Annotated in this window: 19 protein-coding genes; 12 read left to right on the forward strand and 7 right to left on the reverse strand. The window is 35.4% G+C overall.

What is annotated here, in order from left to right:
• Positions 1–47 precede the first annotated feature (47 nt).
• The 4 genes from ACJJVJ_RS14570 to alaS all read right to left on the reverse strand — a co-directional run bounded on the left by ACJJVJ_RS14570 (position 48) and on the right by alaS (position 3885).
• Entirely contained in the window at positions 48–326 is a 279-nt protein-coding gene (locus ACJJVJ_RS14570; RefSeq protein WP_405371145.1) for a hypothetical protein, read from the reverse strand.
• A gap of 11 nt (positions 327–337) precedes the next feature.
• Positions 338–631, reverse strand: a complete 294-nt coding sequence (locus ACJJVJ_RS14575; RefSeq protein WP_405371146.1) for a hypothetical protein — start codon at positions 629–631, stop codon at positions 338–340.
• A gap of 89 nt (positions 632–720) precedes the next feature.
• Complete coding sequence (locus ACJJVJ_RS14580) at positions 721–1242, reverse strand: YcxB family protein (RefSeq protein WP_405371147.1); 522 nt, start codon at positions 1240–1242, stop codon at positions 721–723.
• Positions 1243–1263: 21 nt separating this feature from the next.
• On the reverse strand, positions 1264–3885 hold the full coding sequence (gene alaS / locus ACJJVJ_RS14585; RefSeq protein WP_405371148.1) for an alanine--tRNA ligase: 2622 nt from the start codon (positions 3883–3885) through the stop codon (positions 1264–1266).
• A 154-nt stretch (positions 3886–4039) separates the two neighbouring features.
• On the opposite strand from alaS, the gene ACJJVJ_RS14590 reads away from it, so the two are divergent.
• From ACJJVJ_RS14590 to ACJJVJ_RS14610, 5 genes are all read left to right on the forward strand, one after another.
• Positions 4040–5020, forward strand: a complete 981-nt coding sequence (locus ACJJVJ_RS14590; RefSeq protein WP_405371149.1) for a M23 family metallopeptidase — start codon at positions 4040–4042, stop codon at positions 5018–5020.
• A 35-nt stretch (positions 5021–5055) separates the two neighbouring features.
• Positions 5056–5382 (forward strand): MerR family transcriptional regulator, encoded by a 327-nt coding sequence (locus tag ACJJVJ_RS14595; RefSeq protein WP_104516615.1) that lies wholly within the window; start codon positions 5056–5058, stop codon positions 5380–5382.
• Positions 5383–5466: 84 nt separating this feature from the next.
• A complete protein-coding gene (locus tag ACJJVJ_RS14600; protein WP_405371150.1) occupies positions 5467–6840 on the forward strand; it encodes an O-antigen ligase family protein in 1374 nt (457 codons plus the stop codon).
• Positions 6840–7853, forward strand: coding sequence for a glycosyltransferase family 4 protein (locus tag ACJJVJ_RS14605; RefSeq protein ID WP_405371151.1), 1014 nt, complete (start codon positions 6840–6842; stop codon positions 7851–7853). The genes ACJJVJ_RS14600 and ACJJVJ_RS14605 overlap by 1 nt, the downstream gene beginning before the upstream one ends.
• Before the next feature lie 58 nt (positions 7854–7911).
• Complete coding sequence (locus ACJJVJ_RS14610; RefSeq protein WP_405371152.1) at positions 7912–9273, forward strand: sugar transferase; 1362 nt, start codon at positions 7912–7914, stop codon at positions 9271–9273.
• On the opposite strand, the gene lnt is transcribed toward ACJJVJ_RS14610, so the two are convergent.
• Positions 9274–10899 (reverse strand): apolipoprotein N-acyltransferase, encoded by a 1626-nt coding sequence (gene lnt / locus ACJJVJ_RS14615; protein WP_405371153.1) that lies wholly within the window; start codon positions 10897–10899, stop codon positions 9274–9276. It abuts the gene before it with no gap.
• A 69-nt stretch (positions 10900–10968) separates the two neighbouring features.
• The gene (locus ACJJVJ_RS14620) at positions 10969–12039 is read right to left on the reverse strand and encodes a PorV/PorQ family protein (RefSeq protein WP_405371155.1); all 1071 of its coding nucleotides are present in this window, start codon (positions 12037–12039) and stop codon (positions 10969–10971) included.
• A gap of 117 nt (positions 12040–12156) precedes the next feature.
• Here ACJJVJ_RS14620 and ACJJVJ_RS14625 point away from each other — a divergent pair, with 117 nt between their 5' ends.
• The gene (locus ACJJVJ_RS14625; protein ID WP_405371157.1) at positions 12157–12909 is read left to right on the forward strand and encodes a CDP-alcohol phosphatidyltransferase family protein; all 753 of its coding nucleotides are present in this window, start codon (positions 12157–12159) and stop codon (positions 12907–12909) included.
• Positions 12910–13194: 285 nt separating this feature from the next.
• Here the strand turns inward: ACJJVJ_RS14625 and lptB are convergent, their stop codons facing one another.
• A complete protein-coding gene (gene lptB, locus ACJJVJ_RS14630) occupies positions 13195–13941 on the reverse strand; it encodes an LPS export ABC transporter ATP-binding protein (RefSeq protein WP_104516607.1) in 747 nt (248 codons plus the stop codon).
• A 142-nt stretch (positions 13942–14083) separates the two neighbouring features.
• Here lptB and ACJJVJ_RS14635 point away from each other — a divergent pair, with 142 nt between their 5' ends.
• From ACJJVJ_RS14635 to ACJJVJ_RS14660, 6 genes are all read left to right on the forward strand, one after another.
• Complete coding sequence (locus ACJJVJ_RS14635) at positions 14084–14311, forward strand: hypothetical protein (protein WP_104516606.1); 228 nt, start codon at positions 14084–14086, stop codon at positions 14309–14311.
• On the forward strand, positions 14312–14890 hold the full coding sequence (locus tag ACJJVJ_RS14640) for a phosphatase PAP2 family protein (protein ID WP_405371159.1): 579 nt from the start codon (positions 14312–14314) through the stop codon (positions 14888–14890). It abuts the gene before it with no gap.
• Between the two features lie 6 nt (positions 14891–14896).
• Entirely contained in the window at positions 14897–15346 is a 450-nt protein-coding gene (locus ACJJVJ_RS14645; RefSeq protein ID WP_104516604.1) for an OsmC family protein, read from the forward strand.
• Between the two features lie 94 nt (positions 15347–15440).
• Positions 15441–16298 (forward strand): YHYH protein, encoded by an 858-nt coding sequence (locus ACJJVJ_RS14650; RefSeq protein WP_405371161.1) that lies wholly within the window; start codon positions 15441–15443, stop codon positions 16296–16298.
• A gap of 52 nt (positions 16299–16350) precedes the next feature.
• The gene (locus tag ACJJVJ_RS14655) at positions 16351–16872 is read left to right on the forward strand and encodes a toxin-antitoxin system YwqK family antitoxin (protein WP_405371163.1); all 522 of its coding nucleotides are present in this window, start codon (positions 16351–16353) and stop codon (positions 16870–16872) included.
• Positions 16781–17524, forward strand: a complete 744-nt coding sequence (locus tag ACJJVJ_RS14660) for an SCO family protein (protein WP_405371165.1) — start codon at positions 16781–16783, stop codon at positions 17522–17524. Before ACJJVJ_RS14655 ends, ACJJVJ_RS14660 begins: the two co-directional genes overlap by 92 nt.
• Positions 17525–17536 lie beyond the last annotated feature (12 nt).

The raw sequence follows: 17536 nt of genomic DNA on the forward strand, positions 1-17536 counted from the left end.
GGGGTATTAAGATCAATTCATTCAAAGGTACGATCTTAATTTAAGGTTTAAACAAATGTAAATAGATAGAGTTTTATAAGTCCATATATCAAAATAGGGACTAATACTATGGTAAGGAGTAGTACTATAAGTGTTTTCTTTTTCTCTGCTTTTACCTGCAATTGAAAGGCATCTTTTGCGGCCTGTATTTGTTCTTGTGAAAAGTCTTTTTTATTAATATTTCCTTTGTAGATGCCAGTGTCAGCATCTAGTCCTTTAAATTTAGACCTAGATTTTAACTGTTTTGCATTAGTTTTTATGGCTGTAATAAATGCTAGCGATCCCATATTCTATAATTTTAAAAGTCAAACATGAATAGAAATAAATAACCTAGATAAAAGCACACTGGTGTTAGGATTATGGTTAAGATCCAGATGATTTTGTGTTTTATTCTACTTTTTTGTAATTTCTGTTGGTATAGTTCTTTGGCAGCTGCTACTTCTTGTGGAGTAAAAACCTTGCATGTGCCAGCTGTCTTATACAAAGATGCAGTAGCAAAACGTGCGTCATGTATACGGTCTGCTCTACGCTGGTCGCCCTTTGCACGTATGCGGTCTATTTTATCTAGTAAATGTTTAGTGGCTACTCCCATATAATATTAGTAGCTTTTAATGAAGAAATGTTACAGTCTGTGACGTGAAATAACAAATGGTCCATTTAAATTTAAATAGACCATTTGTTTTATAGGTTGTTGTTTACCTGAGCTTTATTAAGAATTTGTTTCAAGGTTTTTATTTTTTCAGAACTCACAAACCTCATAGGAATAGAAGCGCAAAGTTGTTTAGAAAAATATATATCTAACATTTCTTTTTGTTGAATAATTTTATGGATAGCGCTCCAATCTTTTCTTCCTTCTGAAGAGGCAGACTTTCCAAAATAACCGTTCTCATCCATAACGACCTTTACGTCTTGCTGAAAGTCTGCGGTATTATCGTATACTTTTTTAAACTGATACCTTAAATACAGAACAATCAGAATGGGCACAATAATAAGTGGTAAAACACTAATCATTATCGAGATGAAACCTTGCTCAGGAGCCACATTTTGCCCTGGACTAATAAGTGGTACAATAAATTTGAATGATAGTAAGAGTATTATAAAAAAACCGAAAATTATGATATTTCTTGGTTTTAAGAGCATGCGCATCCTATGATTAACAAACTCCTTTTTTTCAACTCTATAATTTATCTCTACTTCTTTCATTTTGTAATAATAAAAAGAAAATTAGATCAACCCTTCAGCAGCAACAAGTGCCGCATCTATTCCAGCAGCATTTTTACCACCAGCAGTGGCAAAATGAGACTGGCCACCGCCACCACCTTGAATATGTTTACCTAGTTCTCTAACTATTTTACCAGCGTCTAGTGATTTTTCTTCTACTAGATTCTTACTTAGGATTACGGTTAGGGTTGCTTTATCTCCGTTTGCTGCTCCTATGATTAAGAAAAGATTTTCCATTTCTTTCTCGATATTAAAAGCAAGCTCTTTAACAGACTTTGCATCTAGATCAGTTTTTGTAGCGATAAAGTTCACTCCATTAATGCTTTTTGCACTTGCTATTAAATCACCTTTTAGGTTTCCAGCTTTTGCTTTAAGAAGTTGCTCTATTTCTTTTTTCAAAGAAGCATTTTCATCTTGTAGCGCAGCAATAGATTCTGCTGGGTTTTTAGTAGGGTTCTTTAAAACGGCTTTAATTTCTTCAAAGCTTTTTGATTGCTCTGTAAAGAAATCTTTTACTGCGTCGCTAGTAATTGCCTCTATACGTCGTATTCCAGATGCAACAGCACTTTCACTAGTGATTTTAAAATGCCAGATGTCTCCAGTGTTTTTTACATGAGTACCACCACAAAGTTCGTTACTCTCACCGAATTTAATGGTACGAACTACGTCACCATATTTCTCGCCAAATAATCCTATAGCACCATCTTCCATTGCCTGGTCATATGTGTTATCGCGATTTTCTTCTAGAGATAATTGTTCTCTAATACGTGCGTTTACAAAGTTTTCTATTTCTACTAGTTCTTCTGCACTTACTTTAGAGAAGTGTGAGAAGTCAAATCTTAAACTAGCACTTCTTACCATAGAACCTTTTTGCTCTACATGAGTACCTAATATCTTACGCATCGCCTGGTGCAGTAGGTGAGTAGCTGTATGATTTGCAGCAGTACGTGCGCGTTGCTTTGCATCTACCACTACTTTATGAGTACCACCTATTTCTTTAGGTAGGTTCTTAGTTAAATGTACGGTCTGGCCGTTTTCTTTTTTAGTATCTACTATGTACACTGTGTCACCACTAGCACTTTCTAGATAACCTTTGTCACCAGTCTGTCCACCACTTTCTCCATAAAACGGAGTCATGTTAAATACTATTTGGTATAATTCGCCATCTTTTTTACTCGTCACCTTACGGTATTGAGATATACGCACATCTGCCTCTAGTTTATCATAACCTATAAACTCTTGTGTATCGTCATCTACTAGAACAGTCCAGTCACTAGTTTCTGTCGCGCTAGCTTTACGAGAGTCGTCTTGTTGTTTTTTAAGAGCAATGGCAAATCCTTCTTCGTCCATTTCTAGACCTTGCTCGCTTAATATAAGACGAGTCAGTTCTTTAGGAAAACCATAAGTATCATTAAGCTCAAATGCTTTTTTACCATCTAGGGTTTTAGAACCAGCAGACTTCATGCCCGAGATCATAGAATCTAGAAGAGTAAGTCCATTTTCTAGTGTTCTTAAAAAAGAAGCTTCTTCTTCTTTAATGACATTAAGAATTAAGTTCTTTTGAGATTTAAGCTCTGGGAACGCATCACCCATTTGCTTAGAAAGTGTATTTACTAACTGGTAAATAAAAGGTTCTTTTTTACCTAGGTAAGTAAATCCATAACGTATCGCACGACGCAATATCATACGTATTACATAACCAGCACCATTGTTAGAAGGTAGTTGTCCGTCTGCAATAGAGAATGAAACAGCTCTCAAATGGTCTGCAATTACACGTATTGCGATATCTTCTTGAGTTGTTTTTCCATAAGTATGTCCAGTTATGGTTTCTATTTCTCTAATAAGAGGTGTAAAAACATCTGTATCATAATTAGACTGTACATTTTGTAATACCATAGCAAGACGCTCAAATCCCATACCGGTATCCACATGTTGGTTAGGTAGATTTTTAAGAGAACTGTCTGCCATGCGGTTGTATTGCATGAAAACTAGATTCCAGATTTCTACCACCTGTGGGTGATCCATATTAACAAGAGTAGCGCCATCTACTGCTGCCTTTTCTTCTTTACTTCTTATGTCTACGTGTATTTCAGAACATGGTCCACAAGGTCCTTGTGCGCCCATTTCCCAAAAGTTATCTGCTTTATTACCGTTAAGAATACGGTCTTCGTCTATGAGTTCTTTCCAGTAATCATAAGCTTCTGTATCACGTTCTAGGCCTTCACTTTTATCACCTTCAAAAATGGTTACATAAAGGCAGTCTTTATCGATACCATAAACTTCAGTCAGTAATTCCCACGCCCATGAAATCGCATCTTTCTTAAAGTAATCGCCAAAACTCCAGTTACCCAGCATCTCAAACATCGTGTGGTGATAAGTATCCACACCTACTTCTTCTAGATCGTTATGTTTACCACTTACACGCAAGCACTTTTGAGAATCTGTAATACGGTTATTTTTAGGATCAGAATTTCCTAAGAAGTATTCTTTAAATTGATTCATACCAGCGTTAGTAAACATCAGGGTAGGATCATTTTTGATCACCATGGGTGCACTTGGAACGATTTGGTGTTTTTTGTTTTCAAAAAACTCAAGAAATGTTTGGCGTATTTGTTTTGACTTCATTCTGGCTATACTAGCGGTTAATTCAATTTTCTTATTTTTGCTATACGTGATAAAGTAGGTTATGATCTCGCTTTCGCGAAAGCGGAATAATTACTAACTTTTTTCTACTTATTTTTATCTCGTAGAGTGTCACAAAAATAGCATAATAAACCATATGTCAAAGGTCAAGTATTACTACGATTCTGAAACGCTTTCTTACCGTAAGGTAGAGACTAAGAAAAGGAGGTTTTTTTTCCGCAGCTTGCTGTTTTTAGTAGTGAGTTTTTGTTTCGGTTTGGGATGTTTTTTCTTTGCTGATGCTTTCTTAGAATCTCCAGAATTAAAAAAATCACGCGATAAAATAGAATATCTAGAACTGCAACTAGATGATGTACAGGATGATGTGGTTAGACTGTCTACAGTTATTGAAAATATAGAAGATCGTGATAATAATATTTATCGCATTTACTTTGACGCAAATCCTATTCCTGCAGAGCAGCGTCAGGCAGGTTTTGGTGGGGTGAATCGTTATAAGGAATATGAGGGAGAACCTAGTGCAAAAAAGATAATTGCGTTAAGAGAATCTATAGATAGACTTAAAAAAAGAACAGCAATACAGTCACAATCTCTAGAAGAAATAGCAGTTCTAGCAGAAGATAAAGAGAAATTACTAGCATCTATACCTGCTATACAACCGGTGCGTAATCAAGATTTAACTCGTATGGCGAGTGGTTATGGTTACCGTACAGATCCTTTTAATAAGACTAGAAAATTTCACTTTGGGATGGATTTTACAGCGCCACGAGGGACACCAGTATTTGCAACAGGAGATGGTGTGGTAGAAAGAGCAGATGCTAATAGCTCTGGTTATGGTAATCATATAAGGATAGACCACGGTTTTGGTTATGTATCGCTTTATGCGCATTTAAGAAGGTCCAAACCTTATAATGTGCGTCCGGGACAAAAGGTGAAACGTGGTGATATTATAGGTTATGTAGGTAGTACCGGTAGGTCACAAGCGCCACATTTACATTATGAGGTGTTTAAGGACAAAGAACGTATTAACCCTATCAACTTTTATTATGGTAATCTAACACCAGATGAGTTCAATGCGTTGCTACAAAAATCGCAACAAGAAAATATTTCTCTAGATTAATATGAAAGTATATTTAAACACGTTATAAGCATATCATGCATATAGAACTTCCAGAAAAATTATACTACTCCATGGGAGAAGTAACCAAAGCATTTCAAGTAAATGCATCTTTGGTGCGTTTTTGGGAAAAAGAATTTGACGTTTTAAAGCCTAAAAAAAATTCAAGAGGTAATCGCAAGTTTTCTAAAACGGATATAGAAAACCTTAAAACCATCTATCATCTAGTAAAAGAAAAAGGTTTTACACTAGATGGTGCTCAAGATTATATGAAAAATCATAAAAATGAGCTTAATACCTTTGAAATAATAAGCAAACTAGAACATGTTAAAGCCGAGTTGCTTAAAATTAAAGCACAGTTATAATCTAGATTTACCAAAAATAATAAGCCTTATTTTTATTACAGTAAATTTGCGTTTTGTGATGACACTTAATTCCTCCCATTTTTAATGATCAAGTTTGAGAAACTGCCTTATCCGTTTATAATAGCAGGCCATATTCTGATCACGATCTTTATGATCGCTTTTCCATTTTTAATTAAGGTGTTTTTTTATGGAGCAATTATATATTTTATACTAAGACTATTTACGAGTGCAGATAAGAACATGGAGGTTATACTGGCCTGTTGTTATCTATCCTGCTTAGAGGTTTTCTTGCGTATGAATAGTGCGCTGTTTTTCTATGAGATGATTAAATATCTAGTGATAGCCTTTATGCTGGCTGGAATATTGCTGCGTGGTTTTTCACTGAAATCGATTCCCTTTGTGTTCTACTTACTGCTGTTGGTCCCCAGTATCGTGGTTGCATCACAAAATATACCTATATCAGAGTCTTTAAGAAAAGCTGTAGCTTTTAATTTAAGTGGTCCGGTAACGCTAGGTATAGTCGCTATTTACTGTTTCCAGCGTAGAATAAGTACTGATAGACTAGACGAGATTTTAAAATTGAGTGTAGGGCCTATAGTCATGCTCATGTTTTATCTATTTGTGGTGACACCAGATATACGTGACGTGATTACAGATACGGCTTCTAACTTTGCAGCTTCTGGTGGTTATGGGCCTAATCAGGTCGCAACAGCATTAGGTATAGGTATGTTTATTTGCTTTGTACGTTTTTTACGTATTAAAAATATGTGGTATAATATCATGGATATTACTTTATTATTAGGAATGACATATAGAGGTTGGGTTACCTTTTCACGTGGTGGAGTTATTACGGCGTTCTTAATGATTATAGCCGTTATAGGGACCTTATTTATTTTAAAAAGATCTGAGTTTAGGATTTCATTTTTACCCAAGTTAGCGGTAATAGGTTTAGGGCTATTACTAGCATGGGGTTTTACTTCTCTTGTAACTAATGGTCTTATAGATAAACGATATGCAAATGAAGATGCGGCAGGAAGAGCTAAGTCTGATTTATCTACAGGAAGGGCAAAATTAATATCGATAGAAATTGAGGCTTTTTTAGAGAATCCTATTGCAGGTATAGGAGCAGGTCAGGTAAAATACTATAGGGCAAAAAAAGATGGTATTCTGGCCGCATCTCATAACGAGACCAGTAGATTACTTTCTGAGCATGGCAGTATAGGTATACTGTCTTTACTGGTTTTAATATTTACACCACTCATATTCCGGCTTTCACATAAAGGAAATATCTATTTTTATGCGTTCCTGATTTTCTGGATTGCTACTATTAATCACAGTGCGATGCGTATTGCAGCCCCTGCTTTTTTCTATGGATTATCACTACTTTATGTGTTTAAACCTAAGGTTAAGAAAAAACAAAAAACAGAATTAGAATCTCCCATTATTGCAGTAGCTTAATGAAGAATATCCTCTACATAGGTAACAAACTAGCGCAACAAGGTGCAACAGCTACAACTATAGATACCTTAGGGCCATTGTTACAAAAAGAAGGTTATCAGGTAAGGTATGCCTCTTCTGTAAAAAACATAAGCAAACGCATGTTGCACATGATGCGCATGACCTACTTAAATAGAAAATGGGCAGACGTGGTGTTAATTGATACGTATAGTACTAAGAACTTTTGGTATGCAATCACTATCTCGCGTATTTGTAAGTCCTTAAATATTAAGTACATTCCTATATTACATGGAGGTAATTTACCTAGTAGGATAGAGAAAAATCCTAAAGCCATTAAACATTTTCTTGATAACGCTTATAAAGTAATAAGTCCAAGTGATTTTTTAAGTTCAGCATTTATAAATGCAGGGTTTAATAATATTATTAAGATCAATAACTTTATTGAAATAGAAAATTATCCTTTTATAGAAAGATCAATAACAGAGCCTAAATTACTTTGGGTACGTTCATTTGCCGAAATTTATAATCCGCAAATGGCGGTACTGGTTTTAAAAGAACTTAAAGAAAAATATCCTACAGCTAGTCTAACTATGGTTGGTCCAGATAAAGATGGTAGCCAAGTGGCATGTAAAAGACTGGCTAATAGTCTAGATATAAAAGTGACTTTTACAGGATTATTATCTAAAAAACAATGGGTAGAATTAAGTAAATCACAGAACATATTTATCAATACGACGCATTTTGACAACTTACCGGTAAGTTTAATAGAAGCTATGGCATTAGGTTTACCTATCATATCCACTAATGTAGGTGGTATTTCTTATCTTATTGATAATGGAATTACTGGTAAATTAATTCCGGATAATGATGTTAATGCGATGGTGAAATCGGTAGATGAGTTGATAACAAGTCCGTTAGAGTGTGACACCATCATTAAAACAGCAAAAAAGTACGCTCATCAATTTTCATGGAGTGAAGTAAGTAAAGATTGGAGAGCATTGCTAGACGTATAAAAATGTATATTTACATGCTTAAAGCTTAACCAAAGTGTCAAAACCTATTCATTTTGAAATGTCTGAACGCAAAATACTGTTGCGTTTTATTGATGTTATAGTGGTTTTATGTGCTTTGTATTTATTAGGAATCATTTTTCAATTTGATTATTTTTTGATCAATGAGCGACAGTGGATGTGGTCTGTGATTCTCGCAGGTTATTTATTGTTTTTTGCTACAGTATTTGAAATGTATAACCTTCAAAGAGCCAGTCGTATTACTGGTACTCTAAGAAGTGCTGTAAGTACAGGATCGGTAACATCGTTAGTGTATTTACTGACACCGTTTTTTACACCGGTACTACCAGAAAATAGAATACAGATTTTATACTTCTATCTAGCAGTTACCTTACCATTGCTTTTATGGAGAGCTGTTTATATAAAGTTATTTGCTAGTTCTAGATTTAACAAGAATATCATAATCATTGCAGACTCCAGTGATGCAGCATTGGTAGCTCAAACTTTGCAAGACGTAGATCCTAATTATAAGATAAGCGGCTTTATAAATACAGGTCCAGCAATAGAGCAAGGTCATATAGTAGGAGTTAAATCTATAGGTATAAAAGATGCTCACGAGTTATTACATGATCAGTCCGTTACAGAGATAGTCGTGGCTAGTAATGAGGTAGAAGGAATAACTTCTAATCTTTATAAATGGCTTATTGAACTAGTAGAAAACGGCTATTCTGTTAGAGAATACACTCAAGTGTATGAAGAAATGACAGATAGAGTACCTGTACAATATGTAGGTAAAGATTTTTATAGGTACTTTCCATTTGCACGTAATAATCAAAATAGACTGTATTTAGTATATCATCGTTTATTTGATTTAGTAGCTTCTGTTTTAGGTATCCTTATAGGTATAGCATTAGTTCCATTTGTTTTTTTAGGGAATTTAATAGGCAATAGAGGTCCTTTATTTTATACACAAGAAAGAGTAGGTCTTAATAGAAAACTATTCAAGATTATTAAATTCAGAACAATGGTTACCGATGCAGAAAAATCTGGAGCACAGTTTGCGGTAGTTAATGATGCGCGTATTACAAAGTTCGGTAAGTTTTTGAGAGCAACACGTATTGATGAATTTCCTCAATTTTTAAACATCCTAAAAGGGGATATGAGTGTTATAGGCCCTAGACCAGAAAGAGAGATATTTGTAGAACAACTGTCAGAAAAAATTCCTTTTTATGAAACGCGCCATGTCGTAAAACCAGGTTTAACAGGTTGGGCACAGGTAAAGACTAAGTATGGTGTTACTGACGAAGATCACTTAAGAAAACTGCAGTACGATCTATTTTATATCAAAAAACGCAGTGTGTTTTTAGATATAAGAATAATAGTAAAAACACTAAGTACAGTAATCTTCTTTAAAGGTCAGTAGTTATTTTCGCTTCATTTTTCCTCTTCTAAAAATACTGAAGAGAAGTACAAACAATCCCATTACTGTGGCTATTCTAGCAATATAATCTCCATGAGTGGTGTAAAATGTGAGCTCTGTTTTAGGCAGTAAAGTTCCCTTTAAAACACCTTGCTCTTCATAACCTAGTGATTGTTTAATAGCACCACGATCATCTATTATAGCGCTTATACCTGTGTTTGCACTACGTGCTATCCATCTTCTATTTTCTATCGCTCGCAATCTAGCCAGGCTTAAATGTTGTTTGTGTCCTTGTGTATCATTCCACCAGGCATCATTAGTAATAATGGCTAAAATTTGTGCGCCATTTTTCACATAATCAGTTACGTACTCTCCATAAACAGACTCGTAGCATATTACCGGAGCAACCACGGTAGAATCGATAGCCGTAAATACAGTTCTATCTTCTTGAGTAGTCTTAGTAGAAACGGTACCGCCTAAATCTAGCATAGCGTCACCTAAAATAGGTTGCAGTATACTCTTGTAGGGGAAATTTTCAACACCTACGACTAGTTTTGATTTATTATACAATCCTAAAGACCCACTAGCAGATAGAAACATAGCGCTGTTGTAACTATTGTAAAGTGTTCTCCCATCTCTAAATAAATTAGTCTGATCGGTCGCTCTACGTTTATCTGTAAACACTTCATCTATAGAAATACCACCTAGATAATTGGTATTAGGGTAATCGTATAATTCTTGTCTTACGGAAAGTACTGTAGGGTGGAATTTAAGTTGAGTGAGGTTATTCAGCCGTACGTCATCTGCTAATACGGTTTCTGGTGTAATAATTAGATCGGTAAACTCATCCATTTCTGGTTTTGCCAGACTCATGATAGTTTGAATAATACTATCATTAGTGAGGTAATATTTCTCCTCATATGGATCAATATTAGGTTGTACGATCACGACATTTGTACCTCCACCTTTTTGAAAGGGTATGATATCTATGACTAGGGCCTGTGAAATAAGTATAGGAATTATGACTATAGCTGTAAGTCCTAGAGAGCGTTTGATAATGAATTTGCGCTTTGTGGTAAGTCCGCTTTCGCGAAAGCGTAACAGAGCAACAAAAACAAATATATTAACCAGCCATATCCATAAAGAACCACCAAAGGTACCAGTATACTCATACCACTGAATCCAAGATGTAGTCTCGCTAAAACCGTTACCTAAATTGAGCCAAGGCCATGAAAAATCCCAGTCCAAATGCAATCTCTCAAAACTGATCCATAAACAGGCGAGAAAGGTAAGTGCTGCGCCTTGTGTTGCTTTTCTAGCTAGGTAATGATAACCTAAGAAAACCAGACTCATTAACGCTGTATTTACTAAAACAGCAAACCACATACCAAATGGCGTGGAGAAATACAACCAGTAGGTTGTTGCGATATTCCAAATGAAAAAAGTAAGATAGGAGTGTAAGAATACTTTTCCAGCGATTTTTTTACCGTCGCTTAAACGCAATTTACGTTCTGAAATAAGTAATGGCACAAATGCGACAAATAATAGCCCTGCAAACCCATAAGTAGGCCATCCTAACCATAATAGAATTCCTGATAAAATGGCTAGTAATATGCTGGTAAGTTTCATGTATAAATTAATCTGTTGCTAAGTTAAGGTCTTTGCATATAATTAAAAATCGAATAGGAAGTTAATCTCTTACTTACTGAAAACAGATAGGTCGATATTTACTGAAAAGACATTAGAATACAACGCCTCGCTAGAATCTCCTATATCGGTAAGTGCATAGTCTACTGCGATTCCTTTGTACTTAAAACCTATACCTATATTAGGTTGAAAGGTGACACTGTCGTTACCGTCTAGTTGTTGCACGTTTTGAAAATTACCTACTCCTGCACGTACAAATACTAAGTCGGTAAATCCATATTCTAGACCTAGCGCTGGTGTAGCACTTACGGCACTGCTAGAAATAATATCGTTAGTTTGTATAAATCGCATGTTCAGATCAACCTCGGCAGTAAGAACGTGGTCGTAGTGAAATGTAAATGTTCTCGCTAGACCTAATTGTAATTTAGGTAATGTAATCTCGGTAGTTTCTGGTAATTCCTGATTCTGATTTTCTACAGCACCGCTTATTTCGGCAAACTTCTCTTCATCAATAGCCCATGTGTTGTAGGTAGTTGTAATGTCGCGTGCCATAAAACCTACCTGCCAGTCGCCACGTTTAAATTGTAACCCTACATCAAATCCAAAACCCCATGAGCTTGCAAATTCACCTATGACACGGCGTATAACTTTGGCATTTGCTCCATAAGAAAAACCATCTAGTTTTGACTCTCTAGCATAGGAGAATGTAAAAGCCCAGTCTGCGGTAGAAAAGGTAGAAATACGATCGTAGTTTATATTTCCTTGATCGTCTATAAGCTGTGTGGTATTTAAAATATCATCTACAGAAAATCGTATGACAGAAAAGCCAAATGCGCTCTGATCATCTATAGGCATGGCATATGCTCCATAATTAAATTGAGCAATGTTTGCAAAGTAGCTCGAGTGCATTAAGGATAGTTCTTGCTCTTCCATTCTTATCAATCCAGCAGGATTCCAGTAAACAGAATTTACATTATCTGTACTAGCCACGACAGCATTACTCATTCCTAGAGCTGCGGCATCTACTCCTATATTTAAAAATTCGTTAGAATAGGCTCTAGATGTTTGCGCATGAGCACATACAGAACATAAAGCAAATAGTAAAAAGTAATAATTTTTCAAGTACAAATTTTAGTAAGTCACAAATATCTTAGTTTCTGAGTTAATAACTATGATAATCTGTGGATATTGCCTCAAAAGTAGGCAAAACACATCAGTAAAAAACTGCATATTTGTATCATGAAGAATTGGGTACCTAATATTATTACATTATTGAATCTGCTTTGTGGATGTATAGGAGCTATTTATGCGTTTAATGACCAGCTTATTCTGGCTGGAATTTTTGTAGCAGCTGGAATATTTTTTGACTTTTTTGATGGTCTTGCCGCGAGATTGCTCCACGTTTCTAGCGAGCTAGGTAAACAACTGGACTCTCTTGCAGACATGGTTACCAGTGGTCTTGTACCAGGAATAGTCATGTATCAAATGTTGAGCGATGCTGTAGGATATAACCTGACAAATACGATAACAAGTTTTGAGGCAGCACCACCAGAGCAGTGGTATGCACATCCATTTGTGCCAGTAATAGGTTTTTTAATCACTTTAGGTAGTTGTTACCGACTGGCCAAATTTAATATAGATACCAGACAGACCGATTCTTTTATAGGAGTACCGACACCGGCAAATGCGATTTTGATTATTTCATTAGGTATTATCGCACAAGATTATAACGCTGGCTGGGTTACAGAGGCGCTTACTAATCCCTATATTTTAACGGTTATAACACTGTTAAGTGTTTATATTCTCAATGCAGAATTGCCTCTATTTGCTTTAAAGTTTAAAAGCTTCGGCTGGAAAGGAAATGAAATACGCTGGATCTTTATCGCTTTGTGTATTACATTAATAGCAACACTTCAAATTTATGCAGTGCCTTGCGTTATCGTGATTTATATCTTGATGAGTGTAGTGAATAATATGATGAAGCGCAGCTAAATGGAGTTATATCTACCATTTATATTTCTAGGTCTTGCGTTTATCGTAATGTTTATTCACGTACGATGGTTGAAATGGTTTCGAGAGAAACAACCAAATAAGATCATTTTAAAGACCAAAATCATGAAAGATTATGGTTTAATTTTAATGCTTATCATGGGTGCGGCGATAAGCTTTATCCATATTTATTGTTGATTATTTCAGAGCTAAATGTTTATGGGAGTTTACAACAGTATTTTGCTCGGGATGTTTTTTAAAATAATTTATCAAAAGTAGATATAAATTCTACTCAAAAATCTTCTTCTTTCTCAACTCAAAATTCTGTCCTAAATAAACTCGACGTACGACTTCATCTTCAGCAAGTTCTTCTGGAGAACCGTGTTTTAAGATCTTACCTTCAAACATTAAGTACGTACGGTCAGTAATAGCGAGCGTTTCTTGCACGTTATGGTCAGTAATAAGAATACCTATATTTTTCTTAGTCAGTTGTGCAACTATTCTCTGTATGTCTTCTACCGCAACTGGGTCTACACCTGCAAACGGCTCATCTAGTAATATAAAAGTAGGGTCTGTTGCTAGCGCGCGAGCTATTTCTGTACGGCGTCGCTCACCACCACTTAATAAATCACCATTTCTATTGCGACGGTCTTGCAAACTAAATTCTTCTAGAAGTTTTTCACAACGTTCTTTTTGTTCTTTCTTAGAAAGGTCAGTCAGTTGTAATACACCTAGTATATTTTCTTCTACGGTTAATTTTCTAAAGATAGAAGCCTCTTGTGCTAGATAACCTATACCATTTTGCGCACGTTTGTACATAGGGTATTGTGTGATTTTTTTATCGTCCAGCCACACGTCACCACCAGTAGGCTTTACCAGTCCTACTGTCATGTAAAAAGAAGTGGTTTTACCAGCACCGTTAGGTCCTAATAATCCTACTATTTCTCCTTGATTCACTTCATAAGACACGCCCTTAACTACCGGACGACCTTTATAGGATTTCTGTAAATTATCAGCTCTTAGTTTCTTTCGCATGGAACAAATTTAGTTTTTTCAATTCTATATAGTGAATTCTATATTCAGAATTTATTAGATTGCATCATTAAATAAGGTAAAGCTGGTTTTAAAAGAGATTATTCGATACTAAAACGATATTTTTACCTAATAAAAACAACTAATGGAACTTCCTAGATTTCTTATGGGCGATAACGTTCATTATCCTGAAGATATTTTTGTCATTCACCTAGATTACCCAAGATTTATCATCAACCTTAAAGATGATGAGGTAGAGTTTCTAGAAGAGGTGACTAAAGAAGATGCTGAGGAGCTAGAAGAAGAAACTAAAAATCTTATCGAAGAAGCGAGCAGATTTTATGATGAGCAAATGGAACTTTACGAAAAGTAAATGGAAGATATCAAACAATTAGACTGGGACGCGACACTTTTTCTTAACGACTGGGGTAATGATGCTGTAGATTTATTCTTTAACATTATCACTCATAAGCTGTACGCGATTCCTTTATATCTCTTTGTTTTATATATTTTATATAAGAAACTAGGTACTCGCAATCTAGTTATTGCATTAATAGCTATAGCGTTACTAATAACCTGTAGCGATCAACTAGCTAGTTTCTTTAAAGACAGCATGGAAAGATTCCGCCCTTTTAGAGAGCCAGCATTAGAAGGACTTATTTCTAAAGTAGGTAAGAGTGGCGGTACTTATGGGTTTTATAGTGGTCATGCCAGCAGCGCCGTTGCGCTAGCCACATTCTTGTGGTTTCTATTAAAGAGAAAACATAAAACGATAGGTATCGTTATGATCGTCTGGTCAGTATTAGTAGCCTATAGCCGTGTCTACCTAGGGGTTCACTATTTAGGAGATGTGCTTATGGGCGCGTTTATGGGGCTTATTCTAGGTTTAATTTTTGTCTGGTTGTACGCTTTCGCGAAAGCGAGATACGGAATATCTACAACGATAATTTAAAAATAGATGAAAAAGGAATTTCATTTTGAAGTCCATACCCAATGGCAAAAAAATCAATTTGTTAATCCTAAAACTCATACTTCTACAATTGATGGAAAGGAGAGTATAAACGTCAGCGCCGCTAGAGAATTTAAAGGCGAGCCAGATAAACGTAATCCAGAAGATTTACTACTTAGCGCACTTTCTTCCTGTCATATGATGTCTTACTTCTATGTATGCCAGCAGGAAGGGATAGAAATTATGGGCTATAAAGACACAGCAAATGGAATACTCGAGTTACATCCTGATGCTAGTGGCGGTTTTAAAACAGTCCAGTTAAATCCTGTAGTTACTATTAAAAATAGCGATCAAAAATCTCTAGCGATAAGCTTGCATGAAAAAGCACACCAACTTTGTTTTATTGCAAATTCTATTAATTTTAAGATTAAAATAACTGTTAAGATTAATATTTTATAATTTATTTAAGAATTAATTAAACCTTTATGTATTTTGTAAGTCTAATTGTTTAATGACGTACGGGAAGTACCTCTTTCACTTAAAATTATTGACTATGAAATTACTTTCAAAAAAAATAATGTTGAACCTACTAGTACTAGGGTTAACTTCAGGAGCTCTATTAACTTCATGTGGGTCTGACGACGATGCGTCATCAGGCACTCCTACAGATGATGACGGTGGTGTTGCCACTACAGAATTACACGCTGCCTTTGCAGACTTTGATTCTAATAATGTGACAGCGATGGTAAGTGGTTCTAATTTTGTTATAGAAACTAACGGTTTGCCTAATCATACTTCTCCATACTGGTCTAATACAAACACACGTTCTTTAACAGGTCCAGATGGAAACGTGGTAGTAACTGGGCCAGCGGCTACAGATCACGTATTATATGTAGACCCTACTGTAACTAGTGAGGCAGAAATGGCACCTGGTAATATTGACGATTTTAATGGCTCTTACACATTAACAGTTCCTGCATCTCCAGCGTTAGCTTCTAGTTCATCTGCTACAGGATTAGGTGCTATAGGAATTGCTGTAAGTGGTTCTGTTATTTATAATGATGAAGAAGGTCCTAATGTACCTCTTGATAATGCAGTAGGTTCTCTAGATTATACAGCTGCACACACAGGTCCACAGAGTTATCATTACCATTTAGAACCTAAGGCTTTTTCTGATGATGATGATGCGTTGATAGGTATTATATCTGATGGTTTCTTTATCTACGGGAGAAAATGTAACTCTACAGGTACATATCCTACAGATCTTGATGCGTCTGGCGGTCATACATCTACAACGCAGCACGCAACTACTGCAGAGTATCATTACCACATTCAAAACGAGTTATATTTAAGTCAGTATTACATCATATTCCCAGGAGATTATCAAGGTACAGCAAATAACATACAGTAGTATATTCTTATTTATTATCGCTTTAACGATAGGTTGTAAAAATGATTCTCAAATGGAGAATTCAATACAGCTGGTAGAAGTGGATAAAAAGGAATTGACTTTAAAACCTAATGAAGGGCTTCTTCTTTTTAAAGAGCAGCCCTTTACAGGATATGCGGTGCAACATTATAATAATGATGTCATGGCAGAGAAGATCGCCTACCTTAATGGTAAACGTAATGGAATTTATAAAAAGTGGTTTGAAACAGGATTGCTCAGTTTTGAATCTAATTATAAAGACGGTTTACAAGATGGAACCACTAGATCGTGGTGGAGCAATGGGAATTTAAGATCTGTAGCTTTATTTGAAAATGGTATAGCACAAGGTAAACAGACCCAGTATTACAAGTCTGGTTCTATTTTTAAAGAAATGAATCTACTTAATGGACGTGAAGATGGTATGCAAACCGCTTATCGCGAAAACGGAAAAATCTACAATAATTATGAAGCAAAAAATGGCAGAATCTTTGGTCTTAAAAGAGCAACTCTTTGCTTTAACCTCGAGAACCAGTCTGTGGTGTCTGATACTTTGTAGTGTTTTATTTATTTCTAGTTGTAAAACAGAACCTGAAAAAACAACGACATTAAGAATACAAAAAAATGAAAGTAGAGTAGAGGCACTGCCATATTATGGTGAGGCTAGTTTTACTCCACAATGGTTTTCTAGTGATAGCGATTCTCTAAAAGATTTTCATAAAATCCCTGATTTTGAGTTGACTAATCAAAATGGGCAAATCGTTACTAATAAGACCTTTGATAATAAAATCTATATCACAGATTTCTTTTTTACAGTATGCCCAGGTATATGTCCTAAAATGGCCGAAAATATGACTCGCATTCAAGAAGAGTTTTTACAAAGTGACGATGTTATGCTACTTTCTCATTCTGTAACTCCAGATTTTGATACACCAGAGGTTTTACAAAAATATGCGGAAAGAAAAAAGGTGAATCCTAATAAATGGCATCTAGTCACTGGAGATAAGGAAGTCATTTATAATCTAGGAAGAAATGAATACTTTGTAGAAGAAGATCTGGGAGAAATAAAAAGTAATGATGATTTTTTACATACAGAGAACTTTATTCTAGTAGATAAAAACCGACATATACGAGGTATTTATAATGGTCTAAATACCACATCTATAAACCATCTTATAGCAGATGTAAAGACATTACAAAACGAACAATAATCTTTAATTACT

The organism is Nonlabens sp. Asnod2-A12 (assembly GCF_045063745.1).
In the GTDB taxonomy this organism is placed as follows: Bacteria; Bacteroidota; Bacteroidia; order Flavobacteriales; family Flavobacteriaceae; genus Nonlabens; species Nonlabens xylanidelens.

Excerpts from the sequence above, each read along its gene's own strand:
- ACJJVJ_RS14570 (WP_405371145.1), bottom strand. The coding sequence starts at position 326 with ATGGGATCGCTAGCATTTATTACAGCCATAAAAACTAATGCAAAACAG.
- ACJJVJ_RS14575 (WP_405371146.1), bottom strand. The coding sequence starts at position 631 with ATGGGAGTAGCCACTAAACATTTACTAGATAAAATAGACCGCATACGT.
- ACJJVJ_RS14580 (WP_405371147.1), bottom strand. The coding sequence starts at position 1,242 with ATGAAAGAAGTAGAGATAAATTATAGAGTTGAAAAAAAGGAGTTTGTT.
- alaS (WP_405371148.1), bottom strand. The coding sequence starts at position 3,885 with ATGAAGTCAAAACAAATACGCCAAACATTTCTTGAGTTTTTTGAAAAC.
- ACJJVJ_RS14590 (WP_405371149.1), top strand. The coding sequence starts at position 4,040 with ATGTCAAAGGTCAAGTATTACTACGATTCTGAAACGCTTTCTTACCGT.
- ACJJVJ_RS14595 (WP_104516615.1), top strand. The coding sequence starts at position 5,056 with ATGCATATAGAACTTCCAGAAAAATTATACTACTCCATGGGAGAAGTA.
- ACJJVJ_RS14600 (WP_405371150.1), top strand. The coding sequence starts at position 5,467 with ATGATCAAGTTTGAGAAACTGCCTTATCCGTTTATAATAGCAGGCCAT.
- ACJJVJ_RS14605 (WP_405371151.1), top strand. The coding sequence starts at position 6,840 with ATGAAGAATATCCTCTACATAGGTAACAAACTAGCGCAACAAGGTGCA.
- ACJJVJ_RS14610 (WP_405371152.1), top strand. The coding sequence starts at position 7,912 with ATGTCTGAACGCAAAATACTGTTGCGTTTTATTGATGTTATAGTGGTT.
- lnt (WP_405371153.1), bottom strand. The coding sequence starts at position 10,899 with ATGAAACTTACCAGCATATTACTAGCCATTTTATCAGGAATTCTATTA.
- ACJJVJ_RS14625 (WP_405371157.1), top strand. The coding sequence starts at position 12,157 with ATGAAGAATTGGGTACCTAATATTATTACATTATTGAATCTGCTTTGT.
- lptB (WP_104516607.1), bottom strand. The coding sequence starts at position 13,941 with ATGCGAAAGAAACTAAGAGCTGATAATTTACAGAAATCCTATAAAGGT.
- ACJJVJ_RS14635 (WP_104516606.1), top strand. The coding sequence starts at position 14,084 with ATGGAACTTCCTAGATTTCTTATGGGCGATAACGTTCATTATCCTGAA.
- ACJJVJ_RS14640 (WP_405371159.1), top strand. The coding sequence starts at position 14,312 with ATGGAAGATATCAAACAATTAGACTGGGACGCGACACTTTTTCTTAAC.
- ACJJVJ_RS14645 (WP_104516604.1), top strand. The coding sequence starts at position 14,897 with ATGAAAAAGGAATTTCATTTTGAAGTCCATACCCAATGGCAAAAAAAT.
- ACJJVJ_RS14650 (WP_405371161.1), top strand. The coding sequence starts at position 15,441 with ATGAAATTACTTTCAAAAAAAATAATGTTGAACCTACTAGTACTAGGG.
- ACJJVJ_RS14655 (WP_405371163.1), top strand. The coding sequence starts at position 16,351 with ATGGAGAATTCAATACAGCTGGTAGAAGTGGATAAAAAGGAATTGACT.
- ACJJVJ_RS14660 (WP_405371165.1), top strand. The coding sequence starts at position 16,781 with ATGAAGCAAAAAATGGCAGAATCTTTGGTCTTAAAAGAGCAACTCTTT.